This window comes from Mesorhizobium prunaredense (assembly GCF_900156895.1).
Taxonomy (GTDB): Bacteria; Pseudomonadota; Alphaproteobacteria; order Rhizobiales; family Rhizobiaceae; genus Mesorhizobium; species Mesorhizobium prunaredense.
The window spans coordinates 308,381-327,083 of the sequence record NZ_FTPD01000056.1 but is presented as its reverse complement, the minus strand read 5'-3'; the positions used below and the strand labels follow the sequence as shown (position 1 = coordinate 327,083).

12 protein-coding genes are annotated in these 18,703 nt (G+C 61.1%); 2 read left to right on the top strand and 10 right to left on the bottom strand.

Translation table 11 applies throughout. From position 1 onward, the window contains the following. Nucleotides 1-94 precede the first annotated feature (94 nt). Nucleotides 95-625: a DUF6931 family protein gene (locus tag BQ8794_RS29065; protein ID WP_244555136.1), complete on the bottom strand. Its 531-nt coding sequence runs from the start codon at nucleotides 623-625 to the stop codon at nucleotides 95-97. A 232-nt stretch (nucleotides 626-857) separates the two neighbouring features. Here BQ8794_RS29065 and BQ8794_RS29060 point away from each other — a divergent pair, with 232 nt between their 5' ends. Next, complete coding sequence (locus tag BQ8794_RS29060) at nucleotides 858-1,388, top strand: OmpA family protein (protein WP_077382289.1); 531 nt, start codon at nucleotides 858-860, stop codon at nucleotides 1,386-1,388. A 54-nt stretch (nucleotides 1,389-1,442) separates the two neighbouring features. Here BQ8794_RS29060 and BQ8794_RS29055 read toward each other — a convergent pair whose 3' ends face one another. The 9 genes from BQ8794_RS29055 to tagH form a co-directional block, all read right to left on the bottom strand. Further along, nucleotides 1,443-3,059 (bottom strand): caspase family protein, encoded by a 1,617-nt coding sequence (locus tag BQ8794_RS29055; protein ID WP_077382218.1) that lies wholly within the window; start codon nucleotides 3,057-3,059, stop codon nucleotides 1,443-1,445. Nucleotides 3,060-3,240: 181 nt separating this feature from the next. Further along, nucleotides 3,241-5,565 (bottom strand): M23 family metallopeptidase, encoded by a 2,325-nt coding sequence (locus BQ8794_RS29050; RefSeq protein ID WP_077382216.1) that lies wholly within the window; start codon nucleotides 5,563-5,565, stop codon nucleotides 3,241-3,243. Next, nucleotides 5,562-6,068, bottom strand: a complete 507-nt coding sequence (locus BQ8794_RS29045) for a DUF1036 domain-containing protein (RefSeq protein ID WP_167378872.1) — start codon at nucleotides 6,066-6,068, stop codon at nucleotides 5,562-5,564. The genes BQ8794_RS29050 and BQ8794_RS29045 overlap by 4 nt, the downstream gene beginning before the upstream one ends. 11 nt (nucleotides 6,069-6,079) lie before the next feature. Beyond that, entirely contained in the window at nucleotides 6,080-8,695 is a 2,616-nt protein-coding gene (locus BQ8794_RS29040) for a serine/threonine-protein kinase (RefSeq protein ID WP_077382285.1), read from the bottom strand. Between the two features lie 5 nt (nucleotides 8,696-8,700). Continuing rightward, entirely contained in the window at nucleotides 8,701-9,468 is a 768-nt protein-coding gene (locus tag BQ8794_RS29035) for a PP2C family protein-serine/threonine phosphatase (RefSeq protein WP_077382214.1), read from the bottom strand. After that, nucleotides 9,465-9,626: a hypothetical protein gene (locus BQ8794_RS35820; RefSeq protein ID WP_167378871.1), complete on the bottom strand. Its 162-nt coding sequence runs from the start codon at nucleotides 9,624-9,626 to the stop codon at nucleotides 9,465-9,467. Before BQ8794_RS35820 ends, BQ8794_RS29035 begins: the two co-directional genes overlap by 4 nt. 1 nt (nucleotide 9,627) lies before the next feature. Then, complete coding sequence (gene tssM, locus BQ8794_RS29030) at nucleotides 9,628-13,191, bottom strand: type VI secretion system membrane subunit TssM (RefSeq protein ID WP_077382212.1); 3,564 nt, start codon at nucleotides 13,189-13,191, stop codon at nucleotides 9,628-9,630. Between the two features lie 22 nt (nucleotides 13,192-13,213). Continuing rightward, on the bottom strand, nucleotides 13,214-14,725 hold the full coding sequence (gene tssL / locus BQ8794_RS29025) for a type VI secretion system protein TssL, long form (protein WP_077382209.1): 1,512 nt from the start codon (nucleotides 14,723-14,725) through the stop codon (nucleotides 13,214-13,216). Nucleotides 14,726-15,113: 388 nt separating this feature from the next. Continuing rightward, nucleotides 15,114-16,172 (bottom strand): type VI secretion system-associated FHA domain protein TagH, encoded by a 1,059-nt coding sequence (tagH, locus tag BQ8794_RS29020; RefSeq protein WP_077382206.1) that lies wholly within the window; start codon nucleotides 16,170-16,172, stop codon nucleotides 15,114-15,116. A gap of 200 nt (nucleotides 16,173-16,372) precedes the next feature. Here tagH and BQ8794_RS29015 point away from each other — a divergent pair, with 200 nt between their 5' ends. Then, nucleotides 16,373-18,700 carry a type VI secretion system Vgr family protein gene (locus BQ8794_RS29015; RefSeq protein ID WP_077382203.1) on the top strand — a complete coding sequence of 776 codons (2,328 nt, stop codon included), beginning with the start codon at nucleotides 16,373-16,375 and terminating at the stop codon, nucleotides 18,698-18,700. Nucleotides 18,701-18,703 lie beyond the last annotated feature (3 nt).

Genomic DNA, 18,703 nt, shown 5'->3' with positions numbered 1-18,703 from the left:
TGGCGTCGCAGAAATGCGGCTAAATCAAACAGATAGAGCCGGATGCTCAGTTCAATTTGAACGTATCCCGCTCGCGGATCCCGCCGGCTACGGTCTAATTTGCATCCGCTGATTGGCGCAGCGCCTCGATCTCTGCCAACTGGATGCCCATTTCGACAAACGCGGAAAGAACTGAAAAGCGGTCCTCCAACGCAACGCGTGCCAGTCCGGCCAGAACCCCCGCACTCACAGCGCGGGCGGCTGGCGGCGAGGCCGATAGCGCTGGCGCCTCCATGGCCGAACCGTTGCCATGCCGTCCTGCAGCCACGGCAATCCAGGCGGCCGGCGTTGTTGGCGGCATTGCCGCAGCCTTGCTCATTTCCGGGCGATGGTGAGGGCTCTCCGGTTCGCTGACCCAGTCACGAACAACCGCAAGCAACTCCTGGTCCCTGCCGTCGAGCAGAACGGTGAGGTGGCTCAGGCATTCATGCGCCCACCACACCGCAGCCCGCTCGGGAAGCAGATAGGCACAGAACGTAATCGCCTCCTCGGGCACCCGCCCGGCCAGCAGGGCGCGGCAAAATTCGATTGAAGGCTGTTCGGTCGGAAGTGCCACCATGTCCCTGGAAACAGCGGGGCAGGCCATGAAAAGGTCCCGTGCCGTTTTGAATCGAAGCTCATTGGCCATGGCGCCACGCTTTCCCCAGGGAACAATCGACACTGAAGCCCTGGACGGGGCGGGTCAAGTCTCCAGTCCCTGGCAAGATGCAACGGCCCTCGACCACTCGTATGCTTGACGTTTATTGACAGACAACCGCCTCGCAATTTGGTATTGTCCGCAGTCGATGAAATCGATGCTCAAGACAGGAGTAACCGTTATGCGGTTGGGCAGTTTAGCCTTCGTGTTTACGGTCGCGTTTTTTCCGACCCATGCTTTTGCCGATCCGCTTCAGAAATCAGAAGACATCGTGAAGTTTTTTGACGCGGCGAGCGAGTTCGGCCCGCCGCGTGGAATTTGCGTCGGCACCGAAGAAGAGTGCAACAGCAAGAGCAAAGCAGCGCCTGCCGAAAAAACCAGCCTCGACATGCTGATCAATTTCGGCCTTGATTCTGCGGAACTCGATGCGACTGCGCGCGCTGAACTGGACGAGTTTGCCAAGGCACTGAAGGACAGCCGACTGAGCACTTTGAACTTCGTAGTTGAGGGTCACACCGATGCATCCGGCTCGGCTGATTACAACGAGGGACTGTCGGAACGAAGAGCGAGATCGGTAACGACCTTCCTCACTTCCAACGGCGTCGATCCTGCCCGCATCAAAGCGACAGGCTTGGGCGAAGCGAATCCGCGCAACCCCAATCCATTCGATCCGGTAAACCGCCGGGTGGAAATGCGGATAAGGACCGAGTAGGGCCGCTCCGACCACCGAGGCACGGCCCACGTCGACACGCCTGAAACTGGCTCGTCAGTTGTAGTTGAGCACGCCACCCACGGCCACACCAGTGCCGAAAATCAGCGCCTTGGTCAGGAAGTCGTTGTTGTCCGGCGGCGGAACTTCCCGTCGAACCACGATCTGCTGTCTGCGGGGCTTCTGTGCCACCACCGGCTTTTGTGTGCGGGCCTTCTGTGCCACCGGCTTTTTCGTGCGGGCCTGCTGCACCTGTTTTTTTGGCTGTGCTCGAGCCAGATCGGCAGCGTATCTGGCGCGCACCGATTCCATCATTGGATCCGTCTGGATCACCAGGAACGTCAGTTGCTCGCGTGTCAAAAAGGTCGTCTGCGGCAGGCCGTTCTTCGCTTGCCAGATGCCGATCGCTTGGCGGGTCTTTGGGCCTATGTTTCCGTCGATACGGCCAAGCTCGTTGCCCAAGGCTTCGATGCGCAACTGCAGATCGATACGGCCCTGGCGATCGAGACCGATCGCGCTTTCCGTCAACTCGGTGCCCGGGGCCTGCTTCACCTCGTCCGAAACTCCAACCGAGGTGCGAACGGCTGAGCCGGAAATTGCGTTGGCCTCGTCCTCATCGACTGCCGCGACCTGCCGATCTTCGGCCTTCGGTTCGTTCAACTGGTCGATGTTCAGCCGTGCCATCGTGGCGAAGCGGCCGCTCGGAAACTGTTCAAGATAGGCCTCGTAGAACGGAATGGAATTGCGCTTGGAAGCTTCGTCCCACAGACGCTGCTCAACCTCCCAGGAAGGAGGCTCGTTGGTCACCGGGGCAGGAGCCCTCATCGCGCCGGACGCACCAGCGATCGGTTTTGTGGCAGGCGCCGCTTCCGCTTTGGACTGTCCCAGGAAGACCTCGCGTCCCAGTGATGCGTTGTGCCAAGGTCTTTGGCGACCTTGTGTCGTTTCGGTCACCTGGCCGCGCACACGCGTCAGCGCGCTCTGGATTTCAACGCCGGGTTCAGTCAGGTGCCTGGCGAGCGCCGCGGAGTAGGGACTGTTTAGGCCGTTTCCGTCGAAAGCGATGGCCCCGGGGTCGGTTGCATACGCAATCAAGACTCCGCCGGTTCCAACGCCGTCCGATTTTGCTTCAATCGGCGCCAGTCCGGAGCCAAACGAGGCGGAACGGCTCTTCGGCATCGAGGCGGCCAGCGTCCTGGCCAATGGATTGTCGCGGCAGGCATCGAGGATGATGACGCCGATCGCCGGCTCGGCTGGTAACGCCGCCATGAAGTCGTCGATCTGAACGGTGCGGGTCTTGAGATGAGCGGGCGATGTCAGTTCGGTGTCTACCGGAATCAAGAAATTCTTGCCGTCTACCTGCATGCCGTGACCGGCATAGAAAATGACGGCGAGCTCGGCATCGTAGGATTGCTCGGTAAACCGACTGATGAGGCTGTGCATGCCTGCATTGTCTTGATCGAGCCCCTCGATCACCTGGAAGCCGGCATTGCGTAGCGTGGATGCGATGAGGTGCGCATCGTTGGCGGGATTGGGCAAGGCAACGGCATGGGCATATTTACTGTTGCCGATGACCAGTGCCACGCGTTTGGCATCAGACGCGGCAGCCTCGGCTCCAAGCGACGTGATGACAAACAGGACAAACCCGCTCAGAAAGACGGCAAATGCTTTCATGGTCCAGCCCTCCGCCCCGCCAGGGGCACACTATCGATATCTGCGCATGCCAAAATGGCTCCTGGGCGTATGTGATCTCGACCACAGTTTTGGTTCACAAAGGCCCGAAAAAAAGTTGGCTACTTGGCAGCAGGGAACACCAATGGACTAACGGCAAACTCGCACGCCTCGAGAAGCAGGTTCAAAGCGTATTCTGCGTCGAGCTTATGAGAGCCGTGATCGCCTGCTTGTATTTTTCGAACTCGGGCGATGTCTGCCGGACTTCCGTCGTTGTCGTTGTCTGTTGGCTCACTTCAACCATCGCCGGGCTCAGCTTCCGCCCCATTTTCCTTTCGGCCCAGCTCACGACATAGCTGGCGGACTTGCCGGTGAGAAACGGGTTGGCTTGAATGACGGCCGATCCGAGCACGGCACTCAATTGCGCCGAGCCCGGCGACGACAACACTTGATGGGCGCCTTCCATCCCCAGGAAATGACAGAGATAAAGCCGGCCGGCTGTGATCTGGTGGCCGCGCGCCCGAAGATAGGCTTCGCCTTCGCGCGCCAGATTGCTGACCATCTCGCGCGAGATGGTGGCGTCAAAACGCAGAGCGAGCAGGTCGGCGGTTGACAGTGTCCGCGCCAGTTCGGGGCGGTAGGTGTTCATCATCCTGATCCACGTCTTGGTTATGAACTGACCGGCGCCGGTTGCCGAAGAAAGTGGGTTCTTGGCGCGGGCCTTGCCGCCACTTTCGACTTGAACGATACGCTCGGTCAGCGTTTCGACAGCGGAAGCGTCCGTCGCGATTGCCGTAACCGTGCCCAGCGGATCGATCGCCTGCCCATTGCGATAGAGTTCGAAATGCAGGTGCGGCCCAGTCGAAAGACCGGTGGTGCCGATATAGCCAATGATTTCGCCTGCCTTCACCTTCGCGCCGACACCGCCCTTGTCAGCGAATTTCTGCATATGCGCATAGCGCGTCTCGCTGCCGTTTCCGTGCGAGATCTTCACCAGATTGCCGTAACCACTTCCATCACCCTGAAAGACGATTTCGCCGTCGAAGGCGGCGGCTATCGGCGTGCCCAGCGGCGCCGCCCAATCCACGCCCTTGTGGATGCGAACGGTTCCGAGGATTGGGTGCTTGCGTGGGCCGAAAGTGGAGGTCATGACCCCGTTGACCGGCGTGACCATGCCGTTGGCGACTGTCAGCGAGCGAACCTGATCGTCGCCGCTAACGCATGCAAACTGGCCGTCGGTCTGCTGGAACACGAAACAGTCGAGGCTTTTTTCGCTACCCTGGACGCCAACATACAGCACCCGTCCGGCCGTCTCTTCCTTGCCACGCGGCTTTTGCGAATAGATCAGGACCAGACGCTGGTCTTCGCTGGCGAAGGCATCCAGATCCTGTCCTCGCGACAGATACATGATCGCCTCTCCGATCACGCCGGTCGGGACTTTATTGCGTGCTGCTGTCGAGTAGATCGCGTCGAGCAGCCGGTATTGCCTTTTGTGCGTGCCTTGCGCCTGTGCACCCGAGTAGTTGAACAGGTCTTCGCGCACCCAAGGGTCGACACCAGACACAAATGCACCAGCGGCATTGCGGGTCAGCGTGCCGACAAATACGTTCTTGGCGTAGATCGAAACCTGCATGAGGGACATGGTTGTCGTCTCGCGCGTCGGCCTGAAACCGCGCATCGCGACGACATGACCTGGCTCAAGGCTCTCCCGATTGAAAAGCGCCTTCAGGGCTTCGCCTGCCAGCTTGGCATCCTCGGCGGAGAAATGCGCATCGAGCGCAACGCTGTCCAGGCTGCGGTCGTTGAGGATCTTTACGAAAATGTCCTCGGTAGCCTGGTATCGTTGATGTTCACTGACGACATTTGCAACGCTGGTGTTGTTTTCGATCTGGGTTTTCTGGAACGCGGGAAGGGCTGCCTCGCCTGAATCGATTGTTTCGCCCCAACCTGCTTCGGCATCATCCTGCGGCTCCGAAGCAACCGGAGCCTCGTTCGCAACGGGCGGTGGCTGAACATCGTTTTGCAGCTCGTTGGATGGCGCCGGCGCGGTCTGTCGCTGCGCCTGGAAGAATGCGAAATCTTCTTGCGTCGACGGTATCGTTGTCATGAACTTTTCGCTGGCACTAAGCATCACGTCAGACAGAATTTCGATCTGGGGAGAAACGCCGGCCTGATCGAGTTCTGCCGGGCGCGGGATCACCTGGCTTTTTGTCGCGGCGCCGGTGTCGGGCGCAAGGGTGATCCACATCGGGTCGCCTGCGAGATCGATGATGGCAGGCACATAGACGGATGCGTCGGCTGGCACATCGTCGGTTCCCTCGACGGCGTGCAACTCCTCATCCTCGTCGCCAAACGACCAATAATCCGCAGTGAGATAGAAGCCGGCAGCGATCGACAACAGGACAGCGACAGCAAGACCGGCAAGGAGCCTGCGCCAGAGCCTGCGTCTGCGCAGGGCGGCGCGCGCCTGCTTTTTCAACCTGAAGCTTGTGTCGATACTGTGCGTCACGGATTGCTTCCGGTCAGAAAAAAGGTCCACCGCACCTGTTCAAGCGTATCGACTTCGAGAAATCGTGCGGCGATATGGCCGCGCTGCCAGCATTCATCGATGCCGCGTATCGAGAAACGCCGCCGGTCGATGCACATTTCGGTCGACCCGGTCAGGGTCGCATGGCCAAAGACGTCCGTCGCATAGATGTAGATGTAGCGGTTCGAAAGTTCCTCGCGGATGACGTTCACGCACTGATTTGCGCCGATGGTCCACCAGCCATCGGTCTGGTCCGCATTGTCGACCTTCTGGCCGACAGCGAGATTGACGACGTCTAGCGTCTGATTGCAGACGGTGAATTCGGCGCGCGCTTCGTGGGAGGACAGGAGAGCCAGCAACGTCGCGCCCAACATCACCGCAAGTCTGATACGGCCTCTCAGAGCAAGCAGGCCGCGAAGCCGGTCACGCTGATTGTTGGGCGGCACAGCGGTCAGGAAGGAAAAACGCGAGCGGCGGAGGTCCATCGGCGTCCATGCTACCCGCCGAGCCGGAAGTACTTTGCCGTTGCGGAGAACTCAGCTCGGTTGGCGTCGATCTCGTCGAGAATCCTGGGCAGCAGCTGCGCGGCTGGTATCGGCGCGGAGAACGCCGCAGCTTGAATATCCTGTGGACCCGTGATCACCATTATGATCTGCGGCACGACCTTGCCGGCCGCCTTGTCGGCTGCGCCGAGATCGATCGGAATGTTGAAGGTGGCCTTGTCCGCTTGCGCCAGGATACGATCGTCGAGGCTGAATGCCATGCCCCTGTGGTCGATCAGCAGCACGCTGGAAATGAGGCCGCCATGCGTCACCAGCGTGCCGCCGATCGGCGAGCCGCTCGGCACCGTCGTTCGATCGAGAACAAGCTGCGGCTTGTCAGCCGGCATCTGGTCCAGAAAGCGCAGAAAGTTGGTGACTTCGCATTGAGCCGGCTCAATGAGGCGGACGCTGATGTCCGGTTCGACACGGAATCTTGCCTGGAAATCGGACAGCATTCGTTCGAACGGCTGGACCTCGGTGCCCAACCCTTCGATCGCGACGGCGGCTTCGGTTGCCGACGTCAATGTCGCATAGAAACAGTCGCCGCCGTTGAAGTCCCGCACCCAGGAGACCCGTTGCGCAGCGTGGTCGAGGGCATTTTTGGGCGGCAGGTCCGGTTTCGGCACGTTCAAGGCAACAGTGGCTTCGCTCGGCTGTTTGCCTGGCGCCGGCTCGTACCGCTGCCGTTTTGCGTTCGCATCATCCGTCTGGCTTGCCGCGGGTTCGGGCACCCGCCCGGCCGCCTTGGGTTGTGCCGGCTGGCTGGCCGGCTGATCGGGCTTCCGGCTCTCCATCATTTCGGGCTGGACCGCTGGGGGCGAAGCCTTGTCGGCCGGCGGCTTGGGCGCGACCTGGATGCGCGGCGCAACCGGCTCCGGGGTTTCCTCGGCTGGCGAAAGGACTTCGGCGGGCCGTGTCGGCTCCAACTTTTGATCCGCCGCGGCATCTGCCCGATTTTCAGCTGGCGATGGCGCCTCGGCTGCCGCTGGCTCCGCGGTTTCCTCGGATGGCGAGAGGACTTCGGCGGGCCGCGTCGGCTCCAACCTTTGGTCCGCCGCGGCATCTGCCTGACTTTCAGCTGGCGGCTGCGCTTCGGCTGCCGCCGGCTCCGAGATTTCTGCGGATGCCGCCGGCTCCGCGGTGTCCTCGGATGGTGAGAGTACTTCGGCGGGCCGTGCCGGCTCCAACTTTTGATCCGCCGCGGCACCTGCCTGACTTTCAGCTGGCGGCGCAGTGGCTTCTGTTTGTGACTGCTCAGGTGGAACTGCCTTTGCCGGCTCATCGCCCGGCGAATTTGCAGCGCTGTCCGTCGCGGCCGGTTTGGGTGCTTTTGGAGACAAAACCGATGTATCGCCGGCGGTCGGCGTGGAAGGCGTCATCAGGCCGCTGAGATAAACGCCTGCACCCGACGCGACAGCCAATGTCGCCAAGGCAGCGATTGCGATCGATCGGGTCTTGGTGGACTTTGCCGGGACCTTTGGCAAAACCGCCCGAGCAGGACCGGCAACTGGCGAAGGCCTTGGCTCGGACAGAAGCGCCGGCCGGACATGCGGAACGAAGCGCTGCTCACCGGCAGCCGCCGGAGGCTGACTTGCCATCTTGGGACCGGCAAGCTTGGGGCCGGGAAGCTTGGGGCCAGGCGCGGCGGTTCCCCCGGTTCGCGGCGTCCGGTCGCGCGGTGTGATCGACGTTGGCGGCCTCGTCTCCTCGTCCGTGTCGTCACGTGTCGCCCTGGCGATATCGGCCATGCTGATCGGCCGGTCTTGTGGATCCGGCTGCAGCATGGCCTCGACAATTCCACGAAAATCGGCGTCGATGTCGGAGAGGTCCGGAACGGTTCGGCGTTTTTCCACGATCTCGTACTGGGAGCCGCCCATGTCGATCGGTTTCCCGCGCAGAGCAGCAGCCAGCACCAGGCCCAGGCTGTAGATGTCGGATTGCTCGCTGACATCGCCGCTGTACAGCCCGAGTTGCTCTGGAGAAACATAGTTGTACTTTCCCGCGAACTTTCCGCCGATCAGCGTCTCGCCGCCGATGGTCGCCGACCGCGCGATGCCAAAATCGATGATCTTTGCGCGGTCGACCCGGCCTCCCGGCAGGATGATGTTGTCCGGGGAGAGGTCGCGGTGTATTGCTCCCGCCTGGTGCACGGCGCTCAAGCCGGAAGCCAGACGATGGCAGAGCTTGCGCACGTCTTCCGTCGGCATCGGGCCACGTCGCATGATATCGAACAGCGATTGGCCGTCGACGAATTCCATGGCGAGGTAGGGGCGTCCGATACCGGGGTCGATCGTGAAGACGTGATATCGCACGACTGCGTCGTGCGACAAATGATTGAGGATCGACGCTTCCTTGCGGAACAGCGACAGGATCGTCTGATCACGGGCGAACTCGGGCAATACAATCTTGATCGCGACATGGTCGCCGGTCTGGATGTTGTGGCCACGGTAGACTTCGCCCATGCCACCGAATGCGATCCGCTCGTCCAGTTCATAGATGCCGCTGAGTTGCGTGCCTACGGCTGTGGTGGCCACGTCAGGCGATATCCGCGTCTTGTCGTCGGCGCTCATCAGCCTCAACCTTCCGCTCTGGAAGGACCGGGATAGGCCCCATTGCGCCCGTCTCCGATCTTCACGAGCACGATCGTGACATTGTCCGTTCCCCCGCGCGCCAACACCATTTGCAGCAGGTTTTCGCATGCCGCCTGAGGTGTCGCCGACACCGCCGCCGCCTCGATCTCGGCGTCTGTGACATGCGCTGTCAGCCCGTCGGTGCTCAGCACAAATATGTCGCCGGGCATGATTTCGCCTTGCTGGAAATCGATGACGATCTCGTCGCTGACGCCGACCGCATGCGTGATCACGTTGCGGCGCGGCCAGGCGAGCGCTTCGGCCGCGCTGATCATGCCCTTGTCGAGAAGTTCCTGGACTTCGGTATGGTCCTTCGAAATCTGCGAGATCGAGCCGTTGCGGATCAGGTAGACGCGACTGTCGCCTGCCCACAGGCAGGCAAACCGCCCATCCATCGCCAGCAGGGCGGCGACGGTGGAGCCAATGGTTACGCCGCGGGATTGCGATATCCTGCGGATTTCGGCGTTGGCCCGGCTCAGCCGGTCCTCGAAGCGCGCGCGTAGATCCGGTGCAGAGCTTGCAATGCCGATCGTTGCCAGATGATCGACAATGCTGGCCGAAGCGACTTCCCCGGCATCATGTCCACCCATTCCATCGGCCACCACCCACAGGCCGGTTTCCGGCTCGACCAGATAGCTGTCTTCGTTGAGCTCACGGACACAGCCTCTGTGGCTAACGCCGAAGCTTTCAAAGGGAAGGGCGACATTGTTCACTTTGCCACCAAGCGCTTCTCAAGCGTCCTCTGCGGCGCACCGTCAGGCGCTCGCTCGCGCCAGTTTGCCACAGGCTCGAACGTTAGAGTATCGAAATCAACGTCCGCCCATCTGTTGCCGATGGACAGCCGCACCGTATTGGAAAATTCAAAAATCATCTCAAAACGCCTTTGGACAGCTGAACCCGGAAAGCGCTGGAAGGAAGAGAGGGTTTTGGTCCGAACTGGTCTGGACCGTATAGGCGACATCGCGTCCGCCAATCACGAAGCGGGCTTGCGTGTTGCCGCCGGTGCTGGTGATATCGGCCTTGTCCAGCAGGCGCTTCAGTGCCCACGGACCGTCGAACTTGATCGCGGATTCACGGCCCGGCATCTCCGGCATGAGGCTCAGGCTCGCGGACGCGGAAGCCATGCCGCTCGGCCAGGTCACCGTGCTTGGCGCGTTGCCGGCCTGGTTGCTTTGGACGATCTGGCCATCGACGTCGAGTACCGCCGTATCGGCATCGCCATGCAGTGAAAACGGCGTAAAGGTGACACTGACCGACGGCACCGAACTACCTGAAGGAAAGAAGGCGTTGCGGATTTCCGCCGCCAGCTGGAAGTTTTTCAAGGTCGACTTCGACAGGTCGCGCCCGAAACGCGCATCCTGCTTCCAGTTCCAGTCCTGGCCGGTCATGTCGATCAGCGATGCCAGATTCTGTGCGAAGAACCGGTCCATCAGTCCGCCTGGAGCGAACAGTTTCGCGAAATCCGCCATCGCAATATCCTCCGGGCCATCGCTGGCGAAGGGATAACGGCCCTCGACCATCTCCTCGCAGGCGCGCGTGACCCTCTCATCGAGCATCTGGTTCAAATTCGTCAGCGAGGTTTCTGCAACGTTGCCGTCAAGCTCGTCGGCGGTCGCAGTAACCATTCGGGCGAGTTGCTTGGGCAGCCGCGAGACATTGGCGCGAAGGGTGGATATCTGCAGCTGCAGATTCATGTTGGCGCGTTCCGTTTGCGAAGGGACATCGGCCGCCAATTGCAGGCTTTGATGGATGTCGCGGAAATTCTGGGTCAGTGCATCGATTGGGCGGCGTCCGGCGGGACCGTTCACCAAAGCCTGAAATGATCTGAATTGCGCTTCGATGTTCGCCCCGGGGTTCTGGTTTTGCCCGCCGGCGGACCCTGTGCCGGCCCGGCTTTGCGATTTGCCGCCGGCGATTTGAATGCCGATGCGGGCCAATCCGCTGGCGATGTCTGCAGCGTTTTGCGGCTGGTTTTGAAGCATGCCGGCTTCGGCCCCGGAGCCTGACTCTTCGCCGGAACCAGCGTCTCGCGTCAGCGCTGTTTCGTCGGCTATCGCCGTAAACAGCTGGTCGATTGGCGAGCTTGGTGACGCGGCGGCGGACAGCGCGATATAGTGCGGCTTGTCCTTCAGCATTGCCTTGAACTTCAGTCTGTCGAGAACGCCGTTCCACGCCGCGGCGAACTCCCTGCCATAGCGCTCGACAAGTTCGGGACCGAGTTTTGGCAACTCCTGGTCGATGCCACCTTGCTCGGCGCCGCCGCCGAGAACCCACTGGTCATCGACAAGCATCTGCGCAATGCGAGAGAGTTGCCCGAGATAGAAGTTGTTGAAGCCGCTATAGGTGTAGATACCGGGAACGCGAAGGCCTGACAGATCGCCGCCATCGACACGTTCGAACAACAGCTGCGCTTCCGGGCCGCCTTTGACGGAGACGGAAAAATCATCCAGCGCTGCGGCGTATACCGCCGACTGCACCAGGGCAGAGGCACGATCGGCAAGGCTCATGCGTCCGAGCGAGCGTTGAGCGGCTTCGACCAGTGGCTGGTTGAGTTCGAAGACCGGATCATAGGCGTCGTCCAGCGCAAGCATGGCCCGCAGATGCTTTTCGAGTTGCGCCCGTCCCTCGCGGTTGTTTTCACCCGGATACCGGTTCTGCTCCCAGTCCTGCCGCATCCAGGACACGATCAACTCGTCATCGACCTTGGGCGCCTTGCCGCCAAGCATCATGTAGATCTTCAGCGGTTCGTAGAGCGCGGTGGGATCAGCCATCCTGGCCTGGATCGTCCGTTCGGCTTGAAGCAGCAGGCGCGAGCGGAACATGCGCTCCAGCGCCTGCCGGTAAGCTGTCATCGATGCCGAAAGAAGTCTTTCCCGCTGGCTGAGGCCGAACGTCTCCTGGATCGGGGTCGGCAAGTCACTGGTGTCGAACCCGGCCGGCAGTTCACGCAACTGGTCGAGCGGGCCGATGACGTTTTCAAGGTCGACGTCGGCGACCGTCGTGCTTTTGAGGAGCGGGTCTGCCGTCTCGCGATACTGACTTGCAGCTTGCGTGGTGGAAGCGATCAGCGACCTGTTGGCCGTAAAGCTCAGGGCCAGGGTGCCCAGAGCCGCGGCAGCCATCAATGCTATTGCGCCAAGGCCGCCATACCTGGCGAACGCTGCACGCCTTTCAGCCGATTTGTCGTATGAAACCCAGCCGGATTCCGCGAAAATGACGCCGGTCAGAAGATCATGCAAGAAGAAGCTTTTGCCGGTGCCGGAAAGATGGGCGCGAGAAGCGCTGCCGAAACTGCGACCGATTGCGCCCAGCACCTGGTCGATCGGCGTGCCCTCCTGCGTGCCTGACGAAAAATAGAGTCCACGCAGGCTGACATTCACCTGGCTGCGGGCCGGATCGAACAGGCTGGCGACGAAACTGGCAATACGGCTTTTCAGTGCGTCAAATTGAGCTGGAAAGCCAAAGATGGCTATGCGCGCGACCGGATCGGCCTCTTCCTGCAGGCGGTCGGCCATCTCCTCCGCCAGGCGCTTTGCCAATGCGTCGAATTCGGCCGCTGCCTCACCGGCCATGTTCTTGCTGCGATCGGCGGTCTGGAATGTCGCGCCCCACACTTTGCGGCGGCGCTGCTCATCAAAATCGCCAAAATAATCCATGAAACCGGAGACAAGGTCGGCCTTGGTGAAGAGCAGGTACACCGGGAACTGGATTTTCAGTGTTTCGTGAATTTCGCGCAGACGGCTGCGTATTTCGACGACATGGACGTCAAGCTGCCGATCATCGAGGCTGATGAGATCGGCAAGGCTGATGGCCAGGATAACCCCGTTTATCGGTTGCCTTGTGCGGTATCCCTTCAGCAGCGACAAGAAGGCGAGCCAGCTCTTCTTGTCGCTCTGCGCATTGGAATCCTGCGTGGTGTAGCGTCCGGCGGTGTCGATCAGCACCGCCTGATCGGTGAACCACCAGTCGCAGGACCGTGTGCCGCCGACGCCGGCCACCGGCTGGGCGTTCCCGGAACCAGCAAGCGGAAAATTCAGGCCCGAATTGACCAACGCCGTTGTCTTGCCGGCACCGGGCGGGCCGATGACGACGTACCAGGGAACCTCGTAGAGGAAATTGCGCTTGCCGCTCGACCGCTTGAGCGCAGCGATGGCTTCATTCATACGAGCCTCGAGCACCTGCGAGTCGTCATCCCTGTCGTCATTGCGGGCGACGATCGTCTCGAGCGCCTTTTGCGCCTTTCGCTTTTGCCAGAAACGCACTCCATAAAACAGCGTCGCGATCGCAACGATCACGCCGATGATCGTCACGCGCAGCCAGACGGGTGCCAGCGGACGAGTGTCGGCAAAGCGGATCAATGGTCCGGCAAACCAGACGGCTGCCGCGAAACCGGCCAGCGCGATCGCGCTGAATATCCGCAGCAGCCAGCGCGTCATGGGCGCGTCCAAATGGCCGTGCTCACAGTGTTTCCTCCTTGGGGATCATCAAATCGACACGGCGATTCTGGGCGCGGCCCTCCGGCGTCGCATTGTCGGCGATCGGTTCGTCTTCACCCTTGCCGTCGACGGTGATCCGGGAAGGCTTGCTGAACCGTGGCGCCATGACAGCTGCGACGGCCTTCGCCCGGGCGATGGAAAGGTCGAAGTTGGATTTGAACGGGCTCGATTTCCGCGGCTTCACATTGTCCGTGTGGCCGACGATCATGATCGGTCCAGGCTCCGGTTCCAGTGCGGCGGCAATGTCCGCGGCGATTGCTGCAAACTCCGGTTTTATCTCCGCCCTGCCGGACGGGAACAGCAGGACATTGTTGATCTCCACGATGATGAACCTGCCCTGCGTGCCGACGCTCAGCCCGCCGCGCGCGATGGTCTTGGCCAGTGCCGCATGGATGCGATCGATCTGGGAACGGGTAGGGGCGACAGGCGGAGCGACCTTCACCGGCGCAGCCGACGGCACCACGGTGGCGCGTTCGATGGCGATCGGCGTCGACGGATCGAGCGCCAGCAACCTGCCGGCAAGGGCATCGCCCTCGCTGGTGATGAAGACCCGCAACGCGAAGAATGCCGCCGTCAGCAGCGCCGACGCAGCCGCCGCAATCACCCAGAGCGGCAACCGGGCCGACGACTGTGGGCTGGACACCGCCAGGCTTTGCCAGTGGGGCGAGATGTCGTCGTCGGCGCGCGCCCTGAAGTAACGAAGCGTCTCGTAGACGTCGCGTCGAACGCGTTCGAGATTGTTGTCGTCGCGCGCAAGGCCTCGATACTGGCCTTCGAACCCCAGCGACAGGCAGGCATGCATCAGTTCAAGCAAATCGTAGTGAGCCTCCGGCGCGGCCAATATCTTGTTCAGCGCTTGGTAGAAGCCCGAGCCGGTGGGCGCGACGTGGAAGAACTGTGACAGCATGCTGTGCTGCGCCCAGGCGTCTGTCTTGGGCCAAGGCAGGTTGCCGATGAGGTCGTCAGCGGTTTCGCAGAGAGCAAATTTTGCGATCCGTGCATCTTCTTCGGGAACACCGGCTTTCTCCATCGTCCGGTCGAATTTTTCGATCGCCTCGGCGACATGTTCCGCCAGTTGCTCCGCCTGTCTTTCGACAGCCATAAGCCTGAGCTGGCCAAACAGCATCAGCAAAGGCGCGGCCGCGGCGAGGATCTGATTTGCTGCGGAATATTTGACGCTGTCCGTGGCATGCAGCAGGATGTCCTGCTGAATGCCCGGCGCCGCCGCAAAGGAGCCGGTTGCCGCCGCTGCGCCGGGGTCTGCACCCTGATAAAGCACGGTTCCGGATGTCCAGCCCGGCGGTGCATGCCGAGCGACCGGATCGAAAACCGTTGAATCCTTGACCGGCGAGGGACCGGGGCGCCCGGCGTCGGGAACGGCCGCCTGAGGATCGGGCGCTGATTTCTCAGCGCGGCGCGGTGCGCGAATAACTGTCTTGCCCGCTGGGCCGAAAGGATCGTCCTTCGAGCTCATCGCCAAACGTCCATCCACGCGCGGGTGCCGCGTGTGCGCCATAACCGGGCAAAACGGTCCCCGGTCAAGCGCAGGGACTGCAGGCGCAGGAACTGCAGGCGCTGCTGACGAGGGCAGTGTCTGGAGAAAGGTCGGCTATATCTTTCTATCCCGCCGTAACATGACATGTGCCGCAGACCCCAGGTCAATCAGCCTTACCCGCTGGCGAACTGTCGTAAGTGATCGTAAGCTTAGAAATGGTCGATTGGAACCAGATGCAGCGCTGCGAAAGAATTTTTCTTCGCCAACGACAGCGCCACATCTTTGGGCTCGCCAAGGACGCTCTGATACATTCCACCAGCAGACCGATCCGATTTCCGGGGCATCTGCCAGGTTCAGTCCTCCCGGTCTACTTTTGCTTGTCGGCTTTGGCATAGGCTTCGCTGAAATAGGCCAGGAATATGTCCAGCATTCCGTTTTCGTGTGCTTCCTCCATGGTCCGCCATTTGGCGACGAAGGCATCCCAAGCCAGGCCCTTCTTCGATGTGAATGACGTCGGTGGGAGTTTTTTGCTGATCGCCTCAGGCGACAACTCGTCAAGCAGCCGAGAGAGCGCAGCTTGCATGGCTGCATAGGTGGCGAACTCGTGCGTCTTGAGATCGCGAAATGCGTCTTCGATACTGTGCCTGGCATCAAGATAGCCGGCTCTGCGCCGCGCAAACATGATTTCGAGGATGTCATCGGTTCCCGGGACGAATTTTAGGGGATTGTTATCGGCAGCACTGATCATCGTCCGTTGTGTGCTCTTGGCCAGTATTTTCGCCGCCGCACGTGCCTTCAGCAGCTGGGCCAGCTCCTCGACAACGGTCCGAAGCACCGCGCCGATTTCGGCAGCCGCTTCATGCGGATCACGCGATTGAAGCAATTCCGGCGCGATGCCGGCTGCGATCGCGATGTCCCGCAGCACCTCGTCTCTCGTCGAAGCGAGCGGCGCGGGCGGCGAAGGCGTCGACACCGGTGCTCTCTGCCCGGGCCGTTGCTCCACCGGATCGAAGAAAGGCTGGTCTCCGAAATCCTGCGGCCGGCCGGTTGCGACAGGCATTTGCCGCTGCGTCGAACCGTGGCTGCTTTGAGGATGCCCTGTCGCGGCGCGCTCGTCATCAATCGAAACCAGGACGACATAGCGACCGATCAGCAACCGGTCGCCTTGACCAAGCCGGTGAGGGCCGGCCATGCGCTGGGTCGATCCGTTGATGAATGTGCCGTTGCGCGAGATGTCGTGCAGCCAGAACGCGCCTGCCTGGTAACGCACTTCGCAGTGTCTGGCGGAGATGAACTTGTCGGGATCGGGCAAGGTCCAGTCACAGGCCTCGCGGCCGATTTCAAAGCTGCGATCACGAGCGGAGTAGCCGGTCGACATACCGGCGGGCAGCGAGACGACATTGTTGATCTGCAGCCTGATGAACATTCAAAATCGCCGTCGATCCTGTCGGGAAACTCACCCAGGACACCCCATTATACCAGCAATTTCTGAGCGCGGCGGCACAGAAGCGTTCAAGTCGATGAATCTGAACGCGACGAGGCTGCAGTCACCAAGGGTCCCCTTTGGTCGGTGCAAGACATGTGCTAGGCTCAGGCGGAAACGAGCGGCGGGAGGGGGCACGACCCATGCCGAACGAACGTGCCACGGTTGTGCAGACGCCGGTTGGCGCTGAGCTGTTGACCTTCACGCATCTTGTCGGGCGCGATGAGATCAGTCGTTGTTTGGCCTATACGGTCGGGTTCGTAAGCAACAGCCCTGATATCGATCCGCTGAAGATGCTGGGTGGTGCGGTTTCGATCGAAGGTGAATCCGATCCCAAACGCTGGTTCAGCGGCCTTGTCTCCGAGTTTCGGCTGACCCGGATCGAGGACCGCCTGGCCTACTACGAAGCCGTCATCAGGCCATGGCTCTGGTTTCTCGGCAACACCACCGACTGCCGCATTTTCCAGAACATGAGCGTCATCGAAATCGTCGAGGAGGTTTTCTCGAAATACAGCACGGCAAAATTCGAGAAGCGCCTGCAAGGCACTTATCCGCCGCGTGAGTATTGCGTCCAGTATGACGAGAGCGATCTCGATTTCGTGCAGCGGCTGCTCGAGCACGAAGGCATCCTGTATTTCTTCGAGCACGACGAGGGCAAGCACACGCTTGTGCTGGCCGATGCCATGAACAAGCTCAAGCCGGCGCCGGGCTATGAAAAGGTGCCCTATCACTTTGAAGGGCAGGGCTCCCGGCGCGATGTCGAATACATCACCGAATGGATTCCAGGCAGCTCGGTGCGGCCGGGCGCCTATGTCCATACCGACTATGATTTCGAGAAGCCGGGCGCCGACCTGATGGCCAAATCCGCCCAGCCGTTCAGTCACAAGCTGGCCGCGGGCGAGAATTACCGCCAGCCCGGCGCGCATCTCGACGTTGGCCGCGGCGACAGCCTGGCCGCGATACGGCGCGAGGAAATCCAGGCCGTGCACCAGCGCATTGCTGCAGTCGGTACCGTGCGCGGCCTGTATTCCGGCTGCACGTTCAAGCTGGACGGCTTCCCGAGGGAAGACCAGAACCAGGAATATCTGGTGGTCAGCGCCGAATACAGGCTGTTCGATCCCGGCTACAGAGCCTTTGCCGACGTTGAAAGCGAGAACTTCAAGGTGATCCTCGGCGTGGCGCCGACCGCCTTGGCCTATCGCCCGCCGCGGGTCACGACACGGCCGATCATGCGCGGCCCGCAGACGGCGACGGTGGTCGGCCCGTCCGGCGAGGAAATATTCACCGACAAATATGCCCGGGTGAAGGTGCAGTTCCACTGGGATCGTCTCGGCAAGAAGGACCAGAACAGCTCCTGCTTCGTGCGCGTGTCGCAGACCTGGGCCGGCAGCGGCTGGGGTTTTATTCAGATCCCGCGCATCGGCCAGGAGGTGATCGTCGACTTCATCGAAGGCGACCCCGATCTGCCGATCATCACCGGCCGCGTCTACAACGCCTCGCAGATGCCGCCCTACGGGCTGCCGGGCAGCGCCACGCAATCCGGTTGGAAATCCGACTCCTCGAAAGGCGGCGGCGGTTACAACGAGCTGATGTTCGAGGACAAGGCCGGCTCCGAACTGGTCAATTTCCAGGCTCAGAAGGACCACAACCTTCTGATCAAGAACGACCGCACCAAGCTGGTGCAGCACGACCAGTCCGACCGCATCGACCACGACGCCAAGCACTCCGTCGGCCACAACCTCGACGAGGACGTCGGCAACAACAAGACGGTCAAGGTTGGCGTCGACCAGACGACGGATATCGGCAACAACGATACCGAGACGGTGGGGGTGAACAGGTCGCTGACGGTGGGGTCGAACGAGACGATCAATATTGGGTCGAATTCGACGGAGACGATCGGCGCCAACCACACGCAGACTGTGGCGCTGATCCAGACCATCACGGTTGGCGCCGCGCGCATCGACAGCGTCGGCGCCGCCGAGACCAGGACTGTGGGTGCGGTGCAGACCAACACCATCGGCGCGTCACGCTCGGTGACTGTCGGCATCGGTCAAAGCCACGATATCGGCGCGTCGGACAGTTGGAAAGTCGGAGCCAGCCAAAGCATACAGATCGGCTCCGATCAGGGCGTCAAGATCGGCGGTGCCCAGAACACGCAGATCAGTAAGACGCATATCATCAAGGTCGGCGAGGACGCTTCGACTCAGGTCAATGGGGCGCACGAGCTCAAGATCGGTAAAAAGAGCCTCACCCAGGTCGGCGAGGACGCGGGCATCGTGGTCGGCAAGAACCTGACCATCGAGGCCAAGGAGTCCGTCACGATCAAAACCGGGAGCGCCGAGATCGTTATGAAAAAGGACGGAACGATTACCATCAAGGGTAAGGATATCACTGTTAAGGGTTCGGGAAAGATAAACGTCAATGCTTCGAGCGACATCATCATGAAAGGCTCGGAGATAAAGCAGAACTGAGGA

Bases quoted from the DNA above. Each gene is read 5' to 3' on its own strand.
- BQ8794_RS29065 (WP_244555136.1), bottom strand. From the start codon at position 625: ATGGCCTGCCCCGCTGTTTCCAGGGACATGGTGGCACTTCCGACCGAA.
- BQ8794_RS29060 (WP_077382289.1), top strand. From the start codon at position 858: ATGCGGTTGGGCAGTTTAGCCTTCGTGTTTACGGTCGCGTTTTTTCCG.
- BQ8794_RS29055 (WP_077382218.1), bottom strand. From the start codon at position 3,059: ATGAAAGCATTTGCCGTCTTTCTGAGCGGGTTTGTCCTGTTTGTCATC.
- BQ8794_RS29045 (WP_167378872.1), bottom strand. From the start codon at position 6,068: ATGGACCTCCGCCGCTCGCGTTTTTCCTTCCTGACCGCTGTGCCGCCC.
- BQ8794_RS29040 (WP_077382285.1), bottom strand. From the start codon at position 8,695: ATGAGCGCCGACGACAAGACGCGGATATCGCCTGACGTGGCCACCACA.
- BQ8794_RS35820 (WP_167378871.1), bottom strand. From the start codon at position 9,626: ATGATTTTTGAATTTTCCAATACGGTGCGGCTGTCCATCGGCAACAGA.
- tssM (WP_077382212.1), bottom strand. From the start codon at position 13,191: ATGACGCGCTGGCTGCTGCGGATATTCAGCGCGATCGCGCTGGCCGGT.
- tssL (WP_077382209.1), bottom strand. From the start codon at position 14,725: ATGAGCTCGAAGGACGATCCTTTCGGCCCAGCGGGCAAGACAGTTATT.
- tagH (WP_077382206.1), bottom strand. From the start codon at position 16,172: ATGTTCATCAGGCTGCAGATCAACAATGTCGTCTCGCTGCCCGCCGGT.
- BQ8794_RS29015 (WP_077382203.1), top strand. From the start codon at position 16,373: ATGCCGAACGAACGTGCCACGGTTGTGCAGACGCCGGTTGGCGCTGAG.